Annotated in this window: 14 protein-coding genes; 9 read left to right on the forward strand and 5 right to left on the reverse strand. The window is 66.5% G+C overall.

Translation table 11 applies throughout. The features are described from left to right. Both ACVOLO_RS17135 and ACVOLO_RS17140 read left to right on the forward strand, forming a co-directional pair. A partial coding sequence (locus ACVOLO_RS17135; RefSeq protein WP_481571528.1) for a hypothetical protein occupies positions 1–1,594 on the forward strand: 1,594 nt, incomplete at its 5' end. Between the two features lie 20 nt (positions 1,595–1,614). Next, entirely contained in the window at positions 1,615–3,225 is a 1,611-nt protein-coding gene (locus tag ACVOLO_RS17140; protein WP_481571529.1) for a ShlB/FhaC/HecB family hemolysin secretion/activation protein, read from the forward strand. 31 nt (positions 3,226–3,256) lie between these two features. On the opposite strand, the gene recQ is transcribed toward ACVOLO_RS17140, so the two are convergent. Together recQ and ACVOLO_RS17150 are read right to left on the reverse strand one after the other, a co-directional pair. Then, the gene (gene recQ / locus ACVOLO_RS17145) at positions 3,257–5,062 is read right to left on the reverse strand and encodes a DNA helicase RecQ (RefSeq protein WP_481571530.1); all 1,806 of its coding nucleotides are present in this window, start codon (positions 5,060–5,062) and stop codon (positions 3,257–3,259) included. A gap of 276 nt (positions 5,063–5,338) precedes the next feature. Next, positions 5,339–5,887: a Dps family protein gene (locus tag ACVOLO_RS17150; protein ID WP_481571531.1), complete on the reverse strand. Its 549-nt coding sequence runs from the start codon at positions 5,885–5,887 to the stop codon at positions 5,339–5,341. A gap of 88 nt (positions 5,888–5,975) precedes the next feature. Between ACVOLO_RS17150 and hrpA the strand changes: the two genes are divergently transcribed. Further along, positions 5,976–10,232, forward strand: coding sequence for an ATP-dependent RNA helicase HrpA (hrpA, locus tag ACVOLO_RS17155; RefSeq protein WP_481571532.1), 4,257 nt, complete (start codon positions 5,976–5,978; stop codon positions 10,230–10,232). Positions 10,233–10,291: 59 nt separating this feature from the next. On the opposite strand, the gene ACVOLO_RS17160 is transcribed toward hrpA, so the two are convergent. Together ACVOLO_RS17160 and ACVOLO_RS17165 are read right to left on the reverse strand one after the other, a co-directional pair. Then, complete coding sequence (locus ACVOLO_RS17160) at positions 10,292–10,822, reverse strand: DUF4124 domain-containing protein (protein WP_481571533.1); 531 nt, start codon at positions 10,820–10,822, stop codon at positions 10,292–10,294. Between the two features lie 93 nt (positions 10,823–10,915). After that, positions 10,916–11,431 (reverse strand): hypothetical protein, encoded by a 516-nt coding sequence (locus tag ACVOLO_RS17165; RefSeq protein WP_481571534.1) that lies wholly within the window; start codon positions 11,429–11,431, stop codon positions 10,916–10,918. Between the two features lie 63 nt (positions 11,432–11,494). Here ACVOLO_RS17165 and ACVOLO_RS17170 point away from each other — a divergent pair, with 63 nt between their 5' ends. Together ACVOLO_RS17170 and ACVOLO_RS17175 are read left to right on the forward strand one after the other, a co-directional pair. Then, positions 11,495–13,654 carry a RelA/SpoT family protein gene (locus ACVOLO_RS17170; protein WP_481571535.1) on the forward strand — a complete coding sequence of 720 codons (2,160 nt, stop codon included), beginning with the start codon at positions 11,495–11,497 and terminating at the stop codon, positions 13,652–13,654. Positions 13,655–13,781: 127 nt separating this feature from the next. Continuing rightward, positions 13,782–15,251 carry a hypothetical protein gene (locus ACVOLO_RS17175; protein WP_481571541.1) on the forward strand — a complete coding sequence of 490 codons (1,470 nt, stop codon included), beginning with the start codon at positions 13,782–13,784 and terminating at the stop codon, positions 15,249–15,251. Between the two features lie 22 nt (positions 15,252–15,273). On the opposite strand, the gene ACVOLO_RS17180 is transcribed toward ACVOLO_RS17175, so the two are convergent. Next, the gene (locus ACVOLO_RS17180; protein WP_481571536.1) at positions 15,274–17,397 is read right to left on the reverse strand and encodes a glycosyltransferase; all 2,124 of its coding nucleotides are present in this window, start codon (positions 17,395–17,397) and stop codon (positions 15,274–15,276) included. Between the two features lie 96 nt (positions 17,398–17,493). On the opposite strand from ACVOLO_RS17180, the gene mrcB reads away from it, so the two are divergent. The 4 genes from mrcB to tsaB all read left to right on the forward strand — a co-directional run bounded on the left by mrcB (position 17,494) and on the right by tsaB (position 23,455). Continuing rightward, positions 17,494–19,914 (forward strand): penicillin-binding protein 1B, encoded by a 2,421-nt coding sequence (mrcB, locus tag ACVOLO_RS17185; protein ID WP_481571537.1) that lies wholly within the window; start codon positions 17,494–17,496, stop codon positions 19,912–19,914. Positions 19,915–19,922: 8 nt separating this feature from the next. Continuing rightward, positions 19,923–20,453: a tetratricopeptide repeat protein gene (locus ACVOLO_RS17190; RefSeq protein WP_481571538.1), complete on the forward strand. Its 531-nt coding sequence runs from the start codon at positions 19,923–19,925 to the stop codon at positions 20,451–20,453. A gap of 160 nt (positions 20,454–20,613) precedes the next feature. Continuing rightward, positions 20,614–22,737, forward strand: a complete 2,124-nt coding sequence (yoaA, locus tag ACVOLO_RS17195; protein WP_481571539.1) for a DNA repair helicase YoaA — start codon at positions 20,614–20,616, stop codon at positions 22,735–22,737. A gap of 10 nt (positions 22,738–22,747) precedes the next feature. Then, a complete protein-coding gene (gene tsaB / locus ACVOLO_RS17200; protein WP_481571540.1) occupies positions 22,748–23,455 on the forward strand; it encodes a tRNA (adenosine(37)-N6)-threonylcarbamoyltransferase complex dimerization subunit type 1 TsaB in 708 nt (235 codons plus the stop codon). The last annotated feature ends 130 nt before the right edge of the window (positions 23,456–23,585 follow it).

Raw genomic sequence — 23,585 nt, forward strand, 5'->3', positions numbered from 1 at the left:
GTCCTCCGGTGCGGCGATGACGCTTGCATCCGGCAGCACGCTGGATGTGCAGCAGCTGAGCAGCGGTGCTGATCTCACGGCAGATGCGGTGGGCACCTTGTCCATCGCCGATGCAAAGGTGACCGGCAATGCAGCCATCGACGGCCAGTCTGATGTGGTGATCGGGCAGGCCGCCGTGGGCAAGGCGCTGGCAGTCAAGGCCGCTAACGATCTGACCGCGACCACGCTGGATGTCGCAGGTAACAGCACGATGAGCAGCGGCGGCAATACGTCGGTGACGAGCTTCAACGGCCAGGGCGATCTTTCGGCCACGGCCGGTGGCAATGCCTCGTTCGGGACTGCCAGTGTGGGTGGCTCCATGAACCTGCAGGCTGGCAAGGCCATCGAGGTCGGCACGGCGGTGATCGGTGTGGATGGCACGTGGGTGGCAGGCACCGACTTGACCGCCGACGAGGTGACGACCGGCTGCAACTTCAGTGGCGAGGCCGGTGGCCGCCTTGCGCTGGGATCGGTGCAGGCGGGCTGCGCGCTGCAGTTGGCTTCGACCCAGAGCCTGTCCTTCGACAGCCTGCATGCCGGGTCCGACATCGGGCTGACTTCGCATGCCGGCGATGTACTGGGCCGCAGTATTGATGCGGGCCGTTCACTGGGCGTGCGTGCGGCCAACGACATCGATATCGGCAATGCGAACGCAGGTGCCGACATCACGGCCGACAGCGGCGGCAGCCAGCAATGGGGCAGCTATCGTGCCGGGCGGGATGCGTCGCTGGTGGCAGGCCGTGACGTGATGATCGGCGGCGGTGACAGTGGCAGCCTGCAGTCGATCATCTCCGGCGGCAGCATCCACTTCGACCGTATCCAGGCGGGGACCACCGTGAGCATGGATGCACAGGGTGGCGCAGTGGACGGCGGCCAGTTGCGCGCGGCATCGGCGGCCTTGTCCGCACGCGACCATCTGTCGCTGGCGAACGGCATCGTGGATACGCGGTTGAACCTGGCTGCGAGCGACATCACGGCCCACATCGCACAGTCCAACGAGGGGCAAGGCCCGTTGACGACCACGCTCACGGGCTATCGCAACGGGGTTGCACGCAAGGTGGTGGTTGAAGTGGATCCGCGTGATGCCTGGTTGATCGACCAGATCAAGGCCGTCGATGCACAGCTGGCCTCGACCGCAGCACGCGCCGAGATCGCGCAGGGCTTCATCGAAAAGACCATGACGCTGAAGACCGCCGGCATGAACCTGTTGATGGACAACACCAGCCCGGTGTTGCGACCGGCGGATGTGCAGCTGACCCAGTTGGACAAGACGTTCCGGCTGTCGGCTGACGGCACGTTCCTCAATACCAATGCCTACGTCGTGCGCTTTGCCGATGGCTTCCGCGTGACCAGCCCCAACTACAACCCGGAGCATGTCGACGGAGGCCCGAGCTACCTGGGCGAGAGTGCGGTGCGTTACATGAACCGCATGCTCAAGCTGGATACCAATGGCCGCAGCAGCATGCCTGCCTCGCGTTGGCTTGATGACGAACCGCAGCAGGACGATGTCGTGTCCTCCGCTGCCGGTGCGGTCAACCTCGGGGCCCCCAACTGATGAACGACAGGAACAGAAACATGTACCGAGGGATGCTCCTCATCGGCAGCGCGCTGTTGCCCTGCTTTGCCAGCGCGCAGTCCAAGACGACAAGCGAGGGCCAGGCCGCCGCACAGCGGATTGATGGCTACTACGAGCAGCGTCAACCACTGCAGCCGCGCAAGCCGGTTGTTGATCCCCTGCAGCAGGAGGCGCCGGCCAGTGATACGCCGGCGTCGGCTGACGCCACCACCCGTTTCCTTCTGCGGGATGTGAGCTTCAGTGCCTCTGAACTGCTGGCTGCCGAAACGCTGGATGCCATTCGCGCCCGCTATCAGGGGCGTGAAGTGAGCCTGGCGGAGCTGAACCAGATGGTTGCCGAGATCAACACGGCCTATGCCGAGCAGGGCATCACGACCGCCAAAGCCCTGTTGCGGGAACAGGCCATCGAGGACGGGCGCGTTGAAGTCACCTTGCTGGAAGGGCGGCTGGGGCAACTGCAGGTGACAGGCGAAGGCAAGGTGCCGGTGCGCTTTGTCGAAAAACGCATTCACCAGCCGGTGGGTGAAGTGGTGCAGACCAATCGCCTGCGCGATGACCTGGTGTATCTCAATCGCACCAGCGATCTGCAGGTGCGCGCCCTGTTGCGCCCCGGTGAAACGGCCGGGCAAACCGACATCGTGCTGATGACCGAGACACCGGACCGCGGCAACTGGGGTGTGTTCGTTGACAACTCCGGCGTGGAGAGCACCGGCCGCGAGCGTTACGGTGTGCAGGGCCAGTTCTGGGGCCTGGCAAGCATCAACGACCTGTTGTCCGGCTCGGTGGCGTACTCGCGCGGGGGCCTGGAAGGGCGCGTGTCGTATTCGGGCATCATCAACAAGCGCAATGGGCGGCTGGGCGTGAATGTCTCGCGCAACCAGATCAACATCATCGACGGCGCCTACCGTGACCTGGATATCACCGGCGAATCCACCAACTACGGTCTGGACTTCACCCAGCCGTGGATTGCCAACCAGCATTGGATACTCTCCACCACAGCCAGCATCGGCCGCAGCAATTCCATATCCGAAATTGCCGGCGTACGTGTTTCGGAGATTGATTCAACGGTCATGACGCTGGGGGTGAGCACCGGCTACCGCAACGACGGCTATGACTGGACTTTCTATCAAGGCGTTTCACGCATCCAGACCGATGAAACCCTGGCCAAGGGCCGCAACTTCACCACGGCCAACGGCAGTACGTCGTGGACACAGCGGATTGGTGCCAGTGGCTTCCTGTATCGCGCGCAGCTGGGCTGGCAGTTCACCAATGGTGATTTCCTGCCATCGAGCAATCTGTTCCAGGTCGGTGGCATCGGCAGTGTGCGTGGCTACGTGCGCGGTGCCTTGTCCGGGGTGAAGGGTTACTACGGCAGCGTGGAACTGCACCGTCCCTACAAGCAGGCGCACGATGTGTACGTGTTCTTCGACCACGGTGATGTGCGCGGCGATTTCCCGACGGCCGCCAGCATCAGCAGCGTGGGCGTGGGCCTGAACGGCCAGTTCGCCAGCCGCTACAGCTACAGCCTGGATCTGGGCCACCCGTTGGATGACGTGCTCAAGGACCAGGACAGCGTGCGCGCGGATTTCCGCATCAGCGCACGCTGGTAATCACGCCCTGCAAGGCGCGGGCAGTGGCAGATCAGCCCTGCTCGCGCACGATGTCCACCAGCCGCTGGCCGTAACGCGAAAGCTTGCTGCCACCTATGCCGCCAACGCGGCCCAAAGCATCGATGCTGGTCGGACGTTGCTCGGCGATGTTGCGCAGGGTGCTGTCGTGGAAGATCACGAAGGCCGGCACGTTCTGTTCGCGTGCCAGTTCCGCACGCAGGCCGCGCAGGGCGTTGAACAACGCCAGGTCTTCCGGCTGCACCGGCAGGCCGGTGCGCGGGCCGCCGCTGCGCTCGCGTTCGCGCGCGGGTGGGGCTTCGCGGCGCATCATCATCTGCCGGCGGCCCTTGAGCACATCGCGGCTGGCGTCGGTCAGGCGCAGGCCGCCGTGCGCTTCGGGGTCCACTTCCAGCAGGCTGGCAGCGACCAGCTGGCGGAACACGCCGCGCCAACTGCGCGCATCCAGGTCGCGGCCGATGCCGTAGGTGCTCAATTTGTCGTGGCCGAGCTGGCGCAGGCGCTCGGCGTCGCTGCCACGCAGGATGTCGATCAGATGGCCCACGCCGAAACGCTGGCCGCTGCGGTACACACAACTGAGCGCCTTCTGCGCCGGCACGGTGGCATCCCAGGCGGCTGGCGGAGTGAGGCAGTTGTCGCAGTTGCCGCAGGGCTGGGGATAGGTTTCGCCGAAGCCGGCCAGCAGCACCTGACGACGGCATTGCATGGATTCGCAGTAGCCCAGCAGGTGGTCGAGTTTGGAACGTTCGAGTTGCTTGCGCTCCTCGCCGGCCTCGGACTGTTCGATCATCTGCTTGAGCAGCACCACGTCGCCCAGCCCGTAGCACAGCCATGCTTCGGCAGCTTCGCCATCGCGGCCGGCACGGCCGGTTTCCTGGTAGTAGCCTTCCATCGACTTGGGCAGGTCGGTATGCGCGACAAAGCGCACATCCGGTTTGTCGATGCCCATGCCGAAGGCGATGGTGGCGCACATCACGATGCCGTCCTCGCGCAGGAAGCGGCGCTGGTTGGCCGCGCGCACTTCGGCAGGCAGGCCGGCGTGATAGGGCAGGGCGTTCATGCCCTCCTGGCACAGGAACTCGGCCGTTTCCTCCACCTTGCGGCGTGACATGCAGTACACGATGCCGGCTTCGTCGCGGTGGCCCTTGAGGAAACCCAGCAGCTGACGCTTGGCATTGTCCTTCTGCACCACGGTGTAACGGATGTTGGGGCGGTCGAAGGAGCTGACGAAGTGCCGCGCCTGGGCCAGGTCCAGGCGCTCGGCGATCTCGCGCTGGGTGGGCGGGTCGGCGGTGGCAGTGAGCGCGATGCGTGGAATCTGCGGCCAGCGTTCGTGCAGTACCGTCAATTGCCGGTATTCCGGGCGGAAATCATGGCCCCACTGCGACACGCAATGCGCCTCGTCGATGGCGAACAGCGCGATGCGGCTGCGCCCAAGCAGCGACAGGAAGCGGCCGGTCAGCAGGCGCTCGGGGGCGACATAGAGCAATTCCAGTTCACCGTCGAGCAGTTGGCGTTCCACCCGAGCAGCGGTTTCGGCATCGAGCGTGGAGTTGAGGAATTCGGCACGCACGCCGGCCTGGCGCAGGGCTTCCACCTGGTCCTGCATCAGCGCAATCAGCGGTGAAATGACAATGCCGCAGCCATCGCGCAGCAGCGCCGGGATCTGGTAGCACAGGGACTTGCCGCCGCCCGTGGGCATCAGCACCAGGGCATCGTTGCCGCTGGCGACGTGTTCGACGATGGCCTGCTGGTCGCCGCGGAAACTGTCGTAACCGAAAACGCTGGAAAGCAGCTCTTGCGCGGGACTGTGGGGCATCGCGCTAGTTTACGGGATTGGCGGAATCGGGAGGCTGCTGCATTTGGCCTCTCCCCTTGCGGGAGAGGATGCCGAAGGCAGGAGAGGGGCCGGCACAGCCGTGCTTTTGGACTCTTTGGGAAAGCCCCTGGCCGAGCATGGCTCGGCACTACAGGCAGACAGGTCGCGTAGCGAGTGCGCGCCGAAGGCGGGGGGATCTGGCTGGCAGATGAAGCAGGGTCCGTGGTTCCGCAGGCGGAACCACGGAAATCCCGCAGGGGCGAAGGCCCGAAGGAATTACTGCAGCAGCGAGCGCAACATCCAAGCGTACTTTTCGTGGGTCTGCAGGCGCTGGGTCAGCAGGTCTTCGCTGGGGGCATCGTCCACGTCATCGGCCACGTCCAGCACCTTGCGCGCGGTGCGGCAGACCGCTTCGTTGCCGGCTACCAGCTGGCGCACCATCTCCTGCCAGTTGGCACTGTCGTTCAGGCCCGGCTCTTCCGCGATGGAGGTGAGCGCGGCGAATTCGCGGTAGGAACCCGGTGCGGTGAAGCCCAGTGCACGGATGCGCTCGGCGATCTCATCCAGCGCGGCCCACTGCTCGGTGTACTGGGCCTCGAACATGGTGTGCAGCGAGTTGAACATCGGCCCGGTGACGTTCCAGTGGAAGTTGTGGGTCTTCAGATACAGGGTGTAGGCATCGGCCAGGAAGTGGGACAGGCCGTCGGCCACCTTCTTGCGGTCGCCGTCCTTGATCCCGATATTGACCCCCGGCGCCGTCGGGGCGGCGGCTGCCAGCTTCTTCTTGCCAGCTTCGACCTTGCTGCTGTTTTTGGCTTTTGCCATGACGCATTTCTCCTTGACGGGTTGAATGGCTTCACAATACCGCTCCGGCCAACATACCGATATTTCAAGTTTTCTCGTTGAACGATTGATGAGCACTATCGAAAAAGACACTGCCGCGCGCCTGCGCGACGCCCGCAAGGCCATTGACGGTGCAATGAGCCGGGACCGCGGACGTCTGCTTGGCCTGTGGTCGCGCTGGCAGGGCAAGCCGGCCGACGCTGCCAATGAACAGGCCTTCGCCCAGCTGCTGGAGCGCTCAAGTGCCCAGCGCCAGCGGCGTGCCGCGCAGCAGATCGCCATCACCATGGACGATGCGCTGCCAATCGCGCGTGAAGCCGAGCAGATCACCGCACTCATCCGTGACCACCAGGTGGTGGTGATTGCCGGCGAAACCGGCTCGGGCAAGACCACCCAGCTGCCCAAGCTGTGCCTGGCGGCCGGGCGGGGCGAGGCCGGCATGATCGGCTGCACCCAGCCGCGCCGGATTGCCGCCCGCGCGGTGGCCGCGCGCGTGGCCGAGGAGCTGCAGACCGAGCTGGGCTCGGTGGTTGGCTACCAGGTGCGCTTCACCGACAAGGTGGGCGAGGACAGCCGCATCAAGTTCATGACCGACGGCATCCTGCTGGCCGAGATCGCCTCGGACCGCTGGCTGTCGCGCTACGACACGCTGATCATCGACGAGGCGCACGAACGCAGCCTCAACATCGACTTTCTGCTGGGCTACCTGAAACAACTGCTGCGCAAGCGCCCGGACCTGAAGCTGATCGTCACCTCGGCCACCATCGATACCGAGCGTTTCTCGCGGCACTTTGGCAATGCGCCGGTGGTGAGCGTGGAAGGCCGCACCTACCCGGTGGAAGTGCGCTACCGGCCGCTGGATGAAAAGCCGGGGTCAGAGTCGGATTCTTCCAACGCCGATGCGGGCGGACGGGGCCGGCGCGAGGAGCCTGACGGTGATCCGGTGTCGGCGATCGTCGCGGCAATGGATGAAATCACCCGCGGCGATCCGCGCGGGGATGTGCTGGTGTTCCTGCCGGGCGAGCGCGAGATCCGCGACACCCATCAGGCGCTGGAACGGCGCAAGTACCGCGAAACCGAAGTGCTGCCGCTGTATGCGCGCTTGTCGGCCAAGGACCAGGACCGCGTGTTCAACCCGGGGCCGAAGCGGCGCGTGGTGCTGACCACCAACGTGGCCGAAACCTCGCTGACGGTGCCGCGCATCCGCTATGTGATCGACCCGGGTTTCGCTCGAATCAAACGCTACAGCCCGCGGCAGAAGCTGGACCGCCTGCATATCGAGCCGGTGTCGCAGGCCAGCGCCAACCAGCGCAAGGGCCGCTGCGGCCGTATCGCCGAGGGCATCTGCTACCGGCTGTATTCGGAAGCCGATTTCCAGTCGCGTGCCGAATTCACTGATCCGGAAATCCGCCGTTCCTCGCTGGCCGGCGTGATCCTGCGCATGTTGCAGCTGGGCCTGGGGCAGATCGACGAATTCCCGTTCCTGGAAGCGCCGGACGAACGTGCCGTGGCCGACGGCTGGCAGCAGCTGGCCGAGCTGGGCGCCATTGGCGAGGAGCGCAAGCTCACTGCCATCGGCCGGCAGATGGCGCGCCTGCCGGTGGACGTGAAGTTGGCACGCATGCTGGTGGCCGCGCAGAAGGGCGGCTGCCTGCGGCAGATGCTGGTGATCGCCTCGTTTCTGGGCATCCAGGACCCGCGCGAACGCCCACCGGAGGCGCGTCAGGCAGCCGACAACGCACACGCGCTGTTTGCCGATGCACGTTCGGAATTCATTGGCATCCTGCGTTTGTGGGAAGGCTATCGCGTTGCCCACGAAGACCTCACCCAGTCCAAGCTGCGCGACTGGTGCGGCCGGCATTTCCTGGGTTTTCTGCGCATGCGCGAGTGGCGTGAGCTGCATCGCCAGCTGCGCTTGTTGTGCGATGAGCTGGGCTGGGAAACCAATGAAGGCGAGGCGTTCGGTCAGGCGTTGTTGTCGGCACCGGCGCCGCTGCCCGCCGGCGGCGATGCTGAAGCCAAGCGCAAGGCCACGCGCGGCGAGCAGCACAAAGCCGCACGGCTGGCGCGTGAGGGAAAGAAACCGGGGTCCGAGTCGGGTTTGCCGGTTGTTGCTCCCGTGTCGGAGAAAAATGCGAGGAGACCCGACTCTGACCCCGGTTTTGCTTCCATCCCCGACAAGGTGCGTATTGCCGCCTACCAAGCGCTGCATCGCGCGATCCTGGCGGGCTTGCCGACGCAGGTTGGGCATCGCACCGACAAGGGTGACTTCCAGGCGCCGCGTCAGCGCCGCTTCCATCTGTTCCCCGGCTCGGTGCTGGCCAAGCGGCCGCCGCCGTGGGTGCTCAGTGCCACCTTGCTGGACACGCAGCGCGTATGGGGCATGACCAATGCCTCCATCGAGCCGGATTGGGTGATTGCCGAGTTGCCGCACCTGCTGGCGCGCAAGCATTTTGACCCGCACTGGTCGCGTGCGCAGGGGCAGGTGCTGGCGTCGGAGCAGATCAGCCTGTTCGGCCTGGTGCTGGCGCCGAAGAAGCCGGTGCACTACGGCCGGATCAACCCGGGCGAAGCGCATGACATCTTCGTGCGCCAGGCGCTGGTCACCGGCGAGATCAACGCGCGCGCCAGTTTTGTCGCCGACAACCTGAAAGTGCTGGAGCAGGCACGCGAGGAAGAAGCCAAGCTGCGCCGCGCCGGCATCGTCGCCGACGAGGACTGGCAGGCGCGTTGGTACCTGGACCGCGTGCCGTCCCACATTCACTCGGCCAATCTGCTGGACGGTTGGTGGAAGACGCTGGCGCCGGAACAACGCCGCAGCCTGCAGTGGTCACTGGTCGATCTGTTGCCGGGCGAGGGCAGCGAGCAGGATCGCTATCCCAGGTACTTCCCGTTGGGCGATGCCCGTCTGGCGATGCACTACCGCTTCGAGCCGGGTGCCGAAGACGACGGCGTGACCCTGGATGTGCCGTTGCATCTGCTCAATGCGCTGGACGCGGCACGCTTGTCGTGGCTGGCGCCGGGCTTTGTCGCCGAAAAGGCGGCTGCGCTGATCCGCAGCCTGCCCAAGGCAATGCGCCGCAACTATGTGCCGGCGCCGGATTTTGGCCGCGCCTTCTTCGAGGCCTGGGCCGAACCGTCGGCCGATGACATCCGTGGCGAGCTGGCGCGTTTTCTGAGCAAGGCCACCGGCGCGAGCGTGGCGGCGACGGATTTTGACGTGGAGGCGCTTGACCCGCACCTGCGCATGAACCTGCGGCTGTTTGAAGCAGCGTCTCCCTCCGTTCGCGCAGCGCGAAAGGGCAAGCCCGGTGACGAAGCACGGGGTGAAGGGCGCGCGTCTTCCAACCCTGCCGCCGATGCCAATGGCCGGGAGCAGGGCAAATTGCTGGCAATGTCGCGTGACCTGGACGCATTGCGTGCGCGTTTTGGTGAACGCGCTGGCAGTGCGTTCGCGGCGCGTGCGGGGCAGGCCCTGGCCGCCGAAGGCCTGCGCGAATTCCCGGCAACCGCCATTCCCGAACAGGTGCCTGGCGAAGCCGGCGTGCCGGCGTACCCGGCGCTGGTGGACACCGGCGAAGCGGCGGCGTTGCGCATCTTTGCCGACCGCAAGGAAGCCTTCCAACTGCATCCGCTGGGCGTGCGCCGCCTGCTGGAAATTGCCCTGGCCGACAAGGTCAAGCAGGCCCGCAAACAGCTGCCGGTGTCTCCCAAGACCGGCCTGCTGTATGCGGCCATCGAATCGCAGGAGCGCCTGCGCGGTGATCTGGTCGATGCGGCGATGAACGCCGTGCTGGCCGACGGGCTGGAAACCCTGCGCTCGCCCGACACGTTTGAGCTGCGTCGGGCCGACGCCGCCAAGCGCCTGTTTGGCGAGGCGATGGAACGGCTCAAGCTGGCTGAAGCCATCCTCGGCCTGGTCGGGGAGTTGAAGCCGCAGTTGGAAGCTCCCTTGATGGGCTGGGCGCGCGGCAACCTGGACGACATGGAAGCGCAGCTGGCTGGGCTGGTGCATGCCGGTTTCCTGCGCCAGACGCCGGCCGATGCGCTGGCGCAGTTCCCGCGCTACCTCAAGGCGATGATCCTGCGTGCCGAGCGGGCCAAGCGTGATCCACCGCGCGACCAGGCACGGATGCTGGAGCTCAAGCCATTCGTCGATGCTTTGGACGATGCGCGCGCGCAGGGTTTGGCCGGGCGCCCGGAGTGGGCTGCGCTGCGTTGGGACATCGAGGAACTGCGGGTGTCATTGTTCGCGCAGGAACTGGGTTTCCGTTCCGGCATCTCGGCCAAGAAACTGGCACAGCGTGTAGCTGCCCTGCGCAGCTGAGCGGCGCACTGCACAGGCCGGGATCATGCAGTGGCTGATCCCGGCCTGCAGAACCTGCCTCAGCGCGCCGGTGCCTGTGCCGGGCGATGCATCTCCAGGCAACGCTGGCGCGCGGTGTTCATCTGCGTATGCGCGTTGCCATGCTCGCGGGTGATGGCCTGGCGGAGCGTGGTCATGCGCGTGCGCAAGGCCTGGCTGCGCTGCGCATCCGGGGCATTGGCCAACTGCTCGCTGAGCAGCGTCATCTGCTGCTGCAGCGTGCTCACGCGGTCGTTGGACGGGCCGTAGACCGACGCGGTGGCGTTGGCGATGCAGGCGCGCTCGGCGGCGCGGTTGGCTTCCAGTTCGCTGTTGCTGGCGGTGCCCGGCCCCTCGCTGGCCGGTGCGGGCCCACCGTCTGCCCTGGGCTCGGCGACAGGGGCGGTGGCGACCGGCGTCGGCGGAGCATGCTCACGCAGCTTCATCGGCTCGGCGCGGGCATCGCAGGGATGCTCGGAGTACATGGTCTCGCCGGATTTGCCCTTGCACTTGTACACCTGGGCAAAGGCGCTGGCCGGGAGCAACAACAGGAGCATCAAGAATAGGCGCATGGGTGATGTCGTCTGGCGATGGGCGGGTTGCTGCCGCCGTACCCCTGTCCGGGCGTGGCAGCGGACCGGGGCGGCGAGCGGCGGGTTTGAGGGTTACTTGGTGCGGCGCACCTTGGCGCGGGTATTGAGCCCGTCCACCTGCAGGTACCACACGCCCATCAGGCCGGGGGTGATGCGCACGTCCGGTGTCTGCTTGCGCACGCCGGCCACGCGGGCGTCATCGGTCTGTTCCCAGACCTGGCCGTTGTCCAGGGTGAACTGGCGGCCCTTGCCGAACCCGGTGAACTCTTCGGTCAAGCGCGACTGGATGGGTTCGCTGGAGCCAAAGTCATGGAAACCGCGGTTCTTGACGATGACTTCCTGGCGGCCTTCTTCGCGGGCCTGTTCCAACGCGACATTAGTAGCCTGCTCCACCTTGCCCTGCAGCCAGTTGTTCAGCGAGGACAGTTCCTGCGCACTGAGCTTGTCCAGGCCGGCAGCCTTGAACTCGGCCTCGGACATCTGCTGTTGCAGGTCGCCGGTAACGGCGCGCTGGGCCTGCGCGCTGGACATGGCAGAAAGTGAAAGAGCGGTGAAAGCAAACAGTACAGCCAGGCGCGGAAGCTTCATGGGCAATTGTTCCCGAATGCGGTTGAGCGCTAGTGTAGGGGCAACCGCCTGTAATTGAATGCTGTGAACCGCACCTCCTCCCCTGACCTGGATACGCTGCTGCAGCGCGCCTCCACCCGCGCCCTGTCCGAACCGCTGCGGCAGGCGTTGCTGGCCTGCTGGCAGCAAGCTGAAACCGAACACGCCCCGCGCCTGTCCTGGCCGGTACTGGCCGACACCCTGGATTCGCTGGCGCTGCTGTCGGCCGATGAAGGTGTGATCGTGGCTGCCCTGCTGTTCGACCTGCCGGGGCTGCGTGCGCGCCTGGCCGAGCTGCCGCTGGGGGCGTCCGCTACTGCCGTCAGCGGCCTGCTCGATGGCCAGGAGGCGGCGGACCAGGTCTGGGCGCTGCACGCCGGGCGCGACGCCGGGCGCAATTCCGAAGGGCTGCGGCGCCTGCTGCTGTCCATCATCCACGACCTGCGGGTGGTGCCGATCCTGCTGTCGCGGCAGTTGGCCTGCATGCGCGCGGCCGACAAACTGCCCGACGCCGAGCGCCGTGCGCTGGCGCAGCTGACCCGCGACATCCACGCGCCGCTGGCCAACCGGCTGGGCATCTGGCAGCTGAAGTGGGAGCTGGAAGACCTGGCGTTCCGTTTCCTGGAGCCGGACACCTACCGCCACATCGCGCGCGAGGTGGACGAAACCCGCATCGCCCGCGAGCGTTATGTCGAGGCGGTGAAGAAAAAGCTGTCCACCGCGCTGGAAGAGCAGGGCATCCGTGGCGAAGTCAGCGGCCGGCCCAAGCACATCTACAGCATCTGGCGAAAAATGCAGAAGAAGCAGCTGGCCTTCGAGCAGCTGTACGACCTGCGTGCGGTGCGGGTGATGGTGGACGACGTTGCTGCCTGCTACGCCGCGCTGGGCGTGGTGCATGCCTTGTGGACGCCCATTCCCAGCGAGTTCGACGACTACATCGCCCGGCCCAAGGCCAATGATTACCGCTCGCTGCACACCGCGGTGATCGGCCCGGAAGGGCGCACCATCGAAGTGCAGATCCGCACGCACGAAATGCACGCCCAGGCCGAACTGGGCGTGGCCGCGCACTGGAAATACAAGGAAGGCGGCAAGGGCGCGGAGAAGGCCTTCGACCGCAAGATCACCTGGATGCGGCAACTGCTGGAGCACGCACAGGACCCCGGCAGCCCCGAGGACCTGGCCGGCGCGCTGGATGCCGAACTGATCGAAGACCGGGTCTATGCACTCAGCCCCAAGGGCGAGGTGATGGACCTGCCGGCCGGCGCCACGCCACTGGATTTTGCCTACCACGTGCACACGATGGTCGGGCACCGCTGCCGTGGGGCAAAGATCAACGGCCGCATCGTGCCGCTGACCTACCGGCTGCGCAGCGGTGACCGCGTGGAAATCCTCACCGGCAAGGAGGCCGATCCCCGCCGCGACTGGCTGCTGCCGGCCAACGGCTTTCTGGCCAGTGGGCGGTCGCGCGAAAAGGTGCGCAACTGGTTCCACAAGCTGGACCGCGCCCGCAACGTGCAGGCCGGGCGCGACCTGCTGGACCGCGAACTCAAGCGGCTGGGCCTGCAGCATTCGGACCTGATGGTGGCCGCGCGCAAGTTCCACGCTGACAGCGTGGACGACCTGTACATCCAGGTGGCGCTGGGCGACACCGGCCCGAACCAGGTCAGCCGCGCCTTGCTGGAGGCCGAAAAGGCCGCGCTGGCACCGCCGACGACGCCGGCCCTGCCGCGCCCAACGGCGCGCCGTGGCAGCACCGGCAAATCAGACTTCACCGTGCAGGGCGTGGGCAACCTGCTGGTACAGCTGGCGCGTTGCTGCCAGCCGGTGGCCGGCGAGCCGATCCAGGGCTACCTCACCCGCACCCGCGGCGTCACCGTGCATCGCATGGACTGCGCCGCGCTGGCACGGCTGGGCGCCGCCCATCCCGAGCGCGTGTTGCCGGTGGAGTGGGGCCGTACCGGCACGGGTTATGAAGTGGACGTGATGGTGCGCGCGATGGACCGACGCTGGCTGCTGAAGGACATCACCAACCTGATCGCCCAGGAAGATGCCTATGTCACCGACATCAACAGCGACAACGTGCGTGACAGTGGCCGGGTGCAGTTGCGCCTGCGGCTGAAGGTGAATGACTACGGCCAGCTCTCCACGCTGCTGGGCAAACTTGATGCACTGCCGGGCGTTGATGAGGCGCGCAGGCTGGGTTGAGCGGGTACCGGAACACGTTGTAGACAGCGTCTGCCAGTAAGCTGTTGCGATGGAAAATTGGCGGCAGCGCTGCAGACAAGGATTGGAAACGCTCGGCGAACGGCTGCGGCTGTACCTGCGCTGGTGGGTGGCGCGCGGCTGGAACAGCCCGCGCGCATGGCGTTGGATCGCCCTGGGTGTGGCCGTGTTGGCGGTGGTGCTGGCGGTCTTCCGGCAGCCACTGGCCGACACGTTGTGGCCGGAAACCAAGGTGCAGAAGTTGCTCGCTGAAGGCCGCCAGGCGCTGCAGCAAGGTCATTTGAGCGCGCAGGACGGCAGCGGTGCGCGCGAGTTGTTTGAAGCGGCCATCGCACTGGATCCAGACCGCAGTGATGCCCAGCAGGCGTTGGCGTTGACCGGGCAGGCCGCGTTGAAGCAGGCCCGGCTGCATCTGGCCGCAGGTGACTATCCTGCTGCGACCGCTGCACTTGAGCTGGCACGACAGCTGCAGGCCCCCGCCGCGCAGATCGAACCGCTGGCCGCCGCACTGCCGCGCAGTGCGCACGAACGCGACAGCGTCGAGCAGTTGCTGCACCAGGCCGAGGCCGCGCAGGCCGCCGGCCACCTGGACGATGGCCCGGACAGCGCATTGCCGCTCTATCAGCGCGTGCTTGCCGTGCAGCCGGATCGCATGCGCGCGCTGGAGGGGCGCGATGAGGGCTTGTCCGACCTGTTGGCGCAAGCCACGCAACGTGTGGCTGCCGGTGATGTCGCGGCGGCTGCCGCATTGCTCAAGCGCGTGGAAAGCTACGATCCCGGGCATGCCAACCTGCCATCGGCCAAGGCTGCATTGAACGGCGCGCTGGAACGCCGCAGCCGTCAGGCCGAGCGCGATCTCGCACGCGGGCAACTGCAGAAAGCGGCCGCGGGGTTCCAGCAGGTGCTGGCGGTCGGCGAAGACCCGGTCGCCCGGCAAGGGCTGCAGCGGGTGGTGCTGCTGCAGACCCAGGAAGTGGCGCGGCTGGCCGGGGATTTCCATTTTGAACAGGCCGAGCAGGCACTGGCGCAGGCCCGGGAACTTGCCCCGGACAGCCCGGAGGTCATCGCTGCCAGTCGCGCGTTGCAGCGTGCACGCGCTGCGCAGCAATCCATGGAGGCACCGCTGCCGGAAGCTGGCCGCGAGCGCCGCTTGAAAGAGCTGCTCGCGCAGTTGGAGGTGGCCGAAGCGCGTGAACAATGGTTGCTGCCGCCGGGCACCAGCGCGTATGACAGGTTCAAGGCGGCGCAGGCGCTGGCGCCGCAGGACGCACGGGTAAAACGTGCGGCGGCACGCATCCTGCCAGCGGCGCGGACCTGTTTTGAAGACAACCTGCGCGGAAACCGGCTGCGCGCGGCACGCACCTGCCTGGATGCGTGGCAGGCGCTGGCGTCCACCGATGCCGGCCTGGCGCCGGCCAGACGCCGGCTGGCGCAGCGTTGGCTGGCCGTCGGCAGTGAACGCCTGGGGGCAGGTGATACGGCCTTCGCCGCACAGGCGCTGGCGCAGGCACGGGAGATAGACGGCAGCACCCCGGAAATCCGTGACTTCGCCGAGCGCGTGCGCAGCGTGGTGCCCTAGCGCCGAAACGCTGCGGCCGGCATCAGTTGCCGCGCGTGTTCGTCACGGGGGAGAAGAACACGCGCTTCACCGCCTGGCGTGCGGCATCCATCGAGAAGTGTTGGGCGATGTTGCGCAGGCCGTTCCCGGAAAGCTGCTGCCAGAGCACTTGATCGTTGTACAGGCGCACCACCGCATCGGCGAAGGCCTGTGAATCGTCGGCGACCAAAACGTCCTGGCCATCGCGCAGGTGCATGCCTTCCACCGCACAGGTGGTGGCCACCAGCGGTTGCCCGTGGGCCATGCTCAGGTTGATCTTGCCTTTGACCCCGGCACCAAAACGCAGCGGCGCAACGGCAATGCGCATGCCATCCATGTAGGGCGTCACGTCCGGCACATAGCCGTGGACGGTGACGCCGGCCTGGCCTGCGGCCAGCGTGCGGATGCTGTCGGGTACATCGGCGCCGATGCAGTGGAAACACACCTCGGGCAGTTGCCTGCGGATCAACGGGAACACTTCGCCGATGAACCACTGCATCGCATCCAGGTTGGGCAGGTGCAGGAAGCCACCGACAAACACCAGGTCGCGGCGCTGCGCCCAATCGGCGCCATGGCCTGCAATTTCATGCAGGTTGGAGATCAGCTCGACGTTGACGTGCGGTGCGTCCGCAGCCAGTTGTTCCTGCTCCGCAGCGCTGACCAGCACGGTCACATCGGTGGCATCCATCACGGCCAGTTCGCTGGCCCGGGTGCGCTCGGCGCTGCGCAGCAACCCGGCGTCATTGGCCACTTCCGCGCCGCGTCGTTCACGCAGGTAATGCAGATCCACCGTGTCGAACACGGTGCGTGCCTGTGGTGCGAACTGCTTGACCAGCGACAGGCATTCGTTGGCGACGTGGTAGCGCACCATGGCCACGACCGAGAAGCGGGTGCCGTTGTCGCGGAGCCAACGGGTCACGCCTTTGAGGAACGGCGCATGCCAGACTTCGACGCCCATGGCCTGCAATGCTTCGGTGGCCTTGCCGGCATGCAGGCCACGGGTGGGGACGAACACCACATGCGCGCCGTCTTCCAGCAGCATGCGGATCAGGTTGACCTGGCGCAGCGATGCCGAGTCACGGTCCGGCTGCGGCACGGATTCATCCAGGATCAGGATCTGCGGTTGACTGCGGTGCTGGTTGGCCGGGGCCGGCACGGCGCCGACCGGCAACTGCTGCTCCAGTGCATCGCGCCATTTCGCAGCGAACACCTGTTGATTGCGCACCTGGTAGGCCTTGATGCCGCTGCCGGTATCGGTGCCGTTGCTGGTGCCTTCGTCGTGCACCACGCGGCTGGCCGGTTGCACCAGCACACGGCGGCCGGCGGCACGGACCTTGAACGCCAGGTCGGTGTCTTCGTAGTAGGCCGGGGCGTAGCGGGTATCCAGCCCGCCGAGTTGTTCAAACAATTCGCGGGGGATGGCCAGCGCCGCGCCCGAGCAATAGTCGGTATCGCGCAGGCTGGCGAAGCGGGGGTCTTCGGCCGATTCAAACCGGCCATAGCTCCAGCAACTGCCATCGGCAAACACCACGCCGCCGGATTCCTGCAGGCGCCCATCCGGGTACAGCAGCTGCGCGCCGATCAGGCCGGCGTCGGGGATGCGCGCGAAGGTATCGAGCAGTGCGTCCAGCCAGCCCGGCTGCGGAATGGTGTCGTTGTTGAGCAGTACCACGTACTGCCCGCGGCTCAACCGCAGGCCGTCGTTGCAGGCGGCGATGAAGCCGCCGTTCTGCGCACGCACGTGGTAACGCAGGCCTGTGATCTGTGGCATCCACTCGGCCGTGGTATCGCTGCTGCCGTCATCAACCACCAGGATCTCGCAGTCGGCGATCGGCGGGTGGGCGGCCAGCGCACGCAGGCAGGCCAGGGTGTGGGCGCAGTGGTTGTAGACCGGAATGACGATGCTGGCCCGGGGGCGGTCACTGGTGGGCACGCTGAAGGGCGCGAACGGACCGCTGGCGGGCACATACAGGGGCTCACGGCGTGGCGGCGGTTGTTGCCGGGTACGCACGCCCACCCGGTGCAGGGTGGCGCGCCAGCCACGGGTGCGCAGGCTGGCCAGGCCGCGGCGGATCAGGCCGATGACGCGTTTGAGGTGATACCGCGCATCGGCCAGTGACATCGACATTCCTTCGGAACTCCAGCTTAAGCAGGAAAACACCCAGCGCCGCGCCAGAGGATGGCGCTGCGTTAGACTCGTGACAAACCACATTCTCGCATCCCCGTGCCACGACGCTACGATTCAGACGACTTCGACGACGATACCGACGACAGCAGGCTGTTGTGGCGCAACCGGCTCATCACCTGGGGATTGGCCGCCGTTGCGTTGGGGCTGGGCTTTCTTATCCCGTACACGCTGTACCTGAACAGCCAGGTCACGCAGCGGTTCGGTGAGCTGCGCTGGCAGATCCCCACCCGTGTCTATGCGCGCCCGCTGGTGCTCAGCCCCGGCGTGGCGATGAACGTGGCCACGCTCAAGACCGAGCTGGCCGCGTCGGGGTATCGCGACGATGGCACCGGCAGCAGCCCGGGCACCTACAAGGTGCAGGGCGGCACGCTCACCATTTCCAGCCGTGGTTACAACGATGTGGACGGCCGTGTGGCACCCCGTCAGGTCGTCGCCGCGGTGTCTGACGGGCAGGTCGCATCGGTGCGCGAAGCCGGCAGCAGCAAGGCGATCAAGGCCGCGCGGCTGGACCCGGCACGTATCGCCACGCTGTACGGGCAGAAGCAGGAAGAGCGCCGCCTGGTGCGGGTCACCGAAACGCCGGAGCTGCTGGTCACCGGCCTGCAGGCGGTGGAGGACAAGGACTTCGCGCGCCACCACGGTATTGACCTCAGTGGCATCGCACGCGCGGTGTGGGTGGCGGTGCGCAGTGGCGGGCAGACCCGGCAGGGCGCCAGTACGCTGACCCAGCAGCTGGCCCGCAGTGGCCTGCTCGGCATCGGCAAGGAACAGACCCTCACCCGCAAATTCAACGAGGTGTTGTACGCGCTGATCATGGAAGCGCGCTACGACAAGACCACCATTCTGGAGGCCTACCTGAACCAGGTTTACCTGGGGCAGCGCGGCGGCCAAGCCATCCACGGCGTGTCCTCGGCGGCTGAGTTCTGGTTCGGGCGCGACCTCAATGCGCTGACCACCGAACAGGTGGCGCTGCTGATCGGGCTGGTGAAGGGCCCGTCGCACTACGACCCGCGCCGTAATCCGGAGCGGGCGCTGGACCGCCGCAATTTCGTCCTCGGCAAGCTGCTCGAAAGCAACCTCATCGACGAGGCCGAGTACCAGCGCGCACTGAAGGCACCGCTGGGCGTATCCAAGACCGCCGGGCTGGCTGCGGCCAACCGCTTCCCGGCCTATATCGACCTGGTGCGCCGCCAGCTTGGCAATGACTACCCGGAAAGCGCGCTGCAGGGCGCAGGCCTGAATGTCTTCACCGGGATGTCGCCGTCGGCCCAGGCGTATGCCGAAGGCGCGGTGGCGCACACCATCAAGTCGCTGGAGAACAAGCGCCGGCCCGAGCTGCAGACCGGCCTGGTGGTGACCGACGTCCACAACGGTGACGTGCTGGCGGTGGTTGGCAGCCGCGACGTGGCCGAACCGGGCTTCAACCGCGCCATCGAAGCGCAGCGTCCGGTGGGCTCGCTGCTCAAGCCGTTCGTGTATCTGCTGGCGCTTGCCCAGCCGGATCGCTTCTCGCTGGCCAGCTGGGTGGATGACTCGCCGGTCACGGTCAAACTGAGCCGCGGCCGCAACTGGACGCCGGGCAATGCCGACAACCGCAGCCACGGCACGGTGCGGTTGATCGACGCGCTGGCGCGCTCGTACAACCAGGCCACGGTGCGGGTGGGCATGCAGGTCGGGCCGGAGCGGCTGACCCAGCTGATCAATGTGCTGGCCGGGCTCAAGGCCGATTCCAATCCCTCGGTGATTCTGGGGGCGACCGACCAGAGCCCGTATGGCATGGCGCAGCTGTATCAGTTCCTGGCTTCCGGCGGCGAGATCCAGCCGCTGCATGCGGTGCGTGGCGTGGTTGATGCACAGGGCAAGCTGCTCAAGCGCTACGACAAGAACCCGGCACCGGCGCAGGAAGGCGATTCCATCGCCGCCAACCTGATCAGCGTCGCGCTGCAGCAGGTGGTGTCCAGCGGCACCGCCGCGCGGCTCAATGCCGATGGCCTGTCGCGCTTGCAGGCGGCAGGCAAGACCGGCACCTCCAATGACGGCCGCGACAGCTGGTACGCCGGCTACACCGGGGACCATCTGGCGGTGATCTGGATGGGCAACGACCAGAACGAGCAGACCGGCCTGTTCGGTTCCACCGGCTCCATGCGGGTGTGGTCGGGCATCTTCCGCAACCTGCCGAGCAAGCCGCTGCAGGTGAACAACAAGGGGCTGGACTGGCAGTACGTCGAAGCCGCCGGCAGCAACGCCACCGATGAAGGCTGCCCTGGCGCGCGTCGCTTCCCGTTCGTGGTGGGTTTTGCCCCGCAATACCTGCCCTGCACGATGCCGTCGGAGGCTGCGCCGGGCGAAGGCGAGGCGGGCGCTCAACAGGGCGGCGGCTGGCGCAGCTGGTTTGGCCTGGAGCCGAAGCCGGCTGAACCGGCAGCCACCCCAGCTTCAGAAACACCTGCGCAATAATGCAAGCCATGAACAACATTTCCCTGATCCGTTCCGCGCTGGCAGCCAGCACTGCCGGCCTGCTGCTCAGCGCCTGTGTCAGCGCACCGCCGGTCACGCCAAAGCCGGTGGACAGCACCACGCCGGCGCAGCGCCTGGCGGCCGTTGAAGCCATCGCCGGCGTCGATGACACCGAGTTGTCGGTGCAGCCGCTGCGCGATGCGCAGGTGGATGACCTGCATGCCTCGGCCATTGCCATGCGCAAGGCCGGTGATCTCAACGGCGCCGCTGATGCCTTGAACCAGGCCTTGCTGCTGGTCGACAACGACCCCAGCATCCTGCAGGAGCGTGCCGAAGTGGCATTGCTGCAGGCCGACTGGCCGCGTGCGGAGGCGCTGGCGAAGAAGGCCGTGGACCTGGGCTCGCGGACCGGCCCGCTGTGCCGCCGCCATTGGGCCACCATCGAGCAGTCGCGCCTGGCCCGTGCCGAAAAGGAAAACGCCATCTCGGCACACGCACAGATCGAAGGCTGCACCGTGCCGGGGATCAAGCGGTTCTGATCGAGCAGGGATTGGGGCGGTGGGATTGGGGATTGGCAAGCCGCAATGGAAGGCCTGCCGCCACGACCTGCAACTCCATGCAGTTGCAGGGCTGGTGACGGTTCCTGGAAGGCCGCTCGCCAATCCCCAATCCCGATTCCCCAATCACCGCACCAACACCATGTCCTCGCTAGCCACCGCCAGTTGTGAAGCACTGAGTGAAGGTGGGGCGCTTGCCCGCGCGCTGGATGCGTTCGTGCCGCGTCCGGCGCAGTTGCGCCTGACCGGCGCCATTGCCGAGGCCTTCCAGCAGCGCGATGTGCTGCTCGCCGAAGCCGGCACCGGCACCGGCAAGACCTTTGCCTACCTGGTGCCGGCGCTGCTGTCGGGGTTGAAGACGATAGTCTCCACCGGCACCCGCGCGCTGCAGGACCAGCTGTATCACCGTGACTTGCCGCGCGTGCGCGCCGCGCTTGGCGTGGGCCATCGTGCCGCGTTGTTGAAGGGGCGCTCCAATTACCTGTGCCGCTACCGCCTGGATCAGGCGCGTGGCGAGCCGCGTTTCACCAGCACCGAACAGGTGGCGCAGTTCCAGCGCATCGTCACCTGGTCCGGTCGCACCCAGTACGGCGATGTCGCCGAACTCGATGGCCTGGCCGACGACTCGCCGCTGTTGCCGACGGTCACCTCGACCGTGGACAACTGCCTGGGCACCGACTGCCCGTTCTGGGACGACTGCTTCGTGGTGCGTGCGCGGCAGCGTGCGCAAGAGGCCGATCTGGTGGTGGTCAATCACCATCTGCTATTGGCCGACCTGGCACTCAAGCAGGAAGGTTTCGGCGAGATATTGCCGGGCGCGCAGACCTTCATCATCGATGAGGCGCATCAGCTGCCCGAACTGGCGGCGAATTTCTTCGGCGAAGGTTTTGGCATGCGCCCCTGGCAGGAGCTTGCGCGCGATTGCCTGGCCGAATGCCGCAGCGTTGCCGGTGCGCAGGCCACGTTGCAGCAGCCGGTTGCCACGCTGGAACTGGCATTGCGCGAACTGCGCGATGCAATGGAAAAGCTGCCGCAGCGCGGCACCCGCTGGCGTGCGTTGGCGGTGCCGCAAGTGGCCGAGGGGTTTGATGCAGTGGCTGCGGCACTGGCGCAACTGCGCGATGCCCTGGCGCTGCTGCGCGAAGCCTCGCCCGGCCTGGATGCCTGCCATGCGCGTGCGCTGGAAGGCGTGGCGCGGCTGTCGCGGTGGCTGGATGAAGGCGGCGACGCTGCGGTCGATCAATGGGATATCGACGACGCGCCGTCCGCTGCCGCGCCGCCGTTGCTGGCGATGGAGCCAGACGCCGCCCTTCCCGATTCCCTGTTCCCCGTTTCCAGCCCCAACAACGATGTGCTCTGGTACGAACTCACGCCGCGCGGCTTCCGCTGCCAGCGCACGCCGATGGATGTGTCCGGCCCGTTGCGTGAGCACCGGGAACGTTCCATGGCGGCGTGGGTGTTCACCTCGGCCACCTTGACCGTCGGTGGGGAATTCAGCCACTTGGCCACGCGGCTGGGATTGGATGACCCCAATACGCTGATCCAGCCCAGCCCGTTCGATTGGCAACAACAGGCGCTGTGCTATCTGCCGCAGCATTTGCCCGATCCGGCTGCGCGCGGTTTCGGCACCGCTTTGATCGCCGCGCTGACGCCGGTGCTGGACGCCTCGCAAGGGCGCGCGTTCCTGCTGTTTGCCTCGCACCGCGCACTGCGTGAGGCGGCCGAGGCGCTGCGCGGCGGCCCGTGGCCGCTGTTCGTACAGGGCGAGGCGCCGCGCGCCAGCTTGCTGCAACGTTTTCGCGACTCCGGCAATGGCGTGTTGCTGGGTTCGGCTAGTTTCCGTGAAGGCGTGGACGTGGTCGGCGACGCACTGAGCGTGGTAGTCATCGACAAACTGCCGTTTGCCGCGCCGGATGACCCGGTGTTTGAAGCGCGGCTGGACGCCATTCGCCGCGACGGCGGCAATCCGTTCCGTGACGAACAATTGCCGCAGGCGGTGATCGCGCTGAAGCAGGGCGTCGGCCGGCTGATCCGCAGCGAAACCGACCGTGGCGTGCTGGTGCTGTGCGACCCACGTTTGCTGAGCAAAGGCTATGGCCGCGTGTTCCTGGATTCGCTGCCGCCGTTCCGCCGCACCCGCGAGTTGGCCGATGTGCAGGCCTTCTTTGCGCGACAATGGGCGCCGGAGCACGCTGCCACGGCCGATCAGGCCGACGCATTGCCTGCCGACGCGGATTCCGCCGCACCGCCTTTTTTCCTGTCGTGACTGTCCTGCCATGAAGCTGCTTGCCTTTGAAACCGCCACCGAAGCCTGTTCCGTTGCCCTGCATGTCGATGGGCAGGTGCTGGAGCGTTTCGAGGTTGCGCCACGCCGGCATGCCGAACTGAGCCTGCCGTGGGCCGAGCAATTGTTGGCCGAAGCCGGCATCAGCCGCAGTCAACTCGATGGCATTGCCTTGAGTCGCGGCCCCGGCGCTTTCACCGGCGTGCGCCTGGCCATCGCCATCGCGCAGGGCATCGCACTGGCGCTGGACCGCCCGTTGTTGCCGGTATCCACGCTGCAGGCGTTGGCAATGCGCGCGCCGCAAGCTGCAGCGCAGGTGCTGGCCAGCATCGACGCGCGCATGGGCGAAATCTATATCGCGCGTTTCGTGCGTGATGGCGAAGGTGCCCTGCAGCTGCAGGGCAATGAAGCCGTTATTGCCCCGGATGCGGTTGAGTTGCCCGCCGGTCAATCCGGCTGGGCCGGTGTAGGCACCGGCTTCGGCGCCATGGAAGGCGTGCTTGCAACGCGCTTCCAGTCACAGCTGGCCTCGCTGGATGCACAGGCGCTGCCCTGCGCATCGGATGTATTGAAGATTGCCGTGCCGGCCATGCTGCGCGGCGAGGGCATCGCCCCGGAACTGGTGCAGCCGGCCTACCTGCGCGACAACGTTGCGCTCACCCTGGTTGAACAGCAGGCACTGCGCGATTCCAAGCGTTGAGCCAGTGGCCTGGTCGTGTGTAGGAGCGGCTTCAGCCGCGAAACCATCGACGTGGAAGGTCGCCAGCGTATCCGTAATTGCAGCCGCGTCCGGTATCGGGAGTGTTGCTTGTTTCGCGGCTGAAGCCGCT

The organism is Stenotrophomonas sp. STEN056 (genome assembly GCF_056759635.1).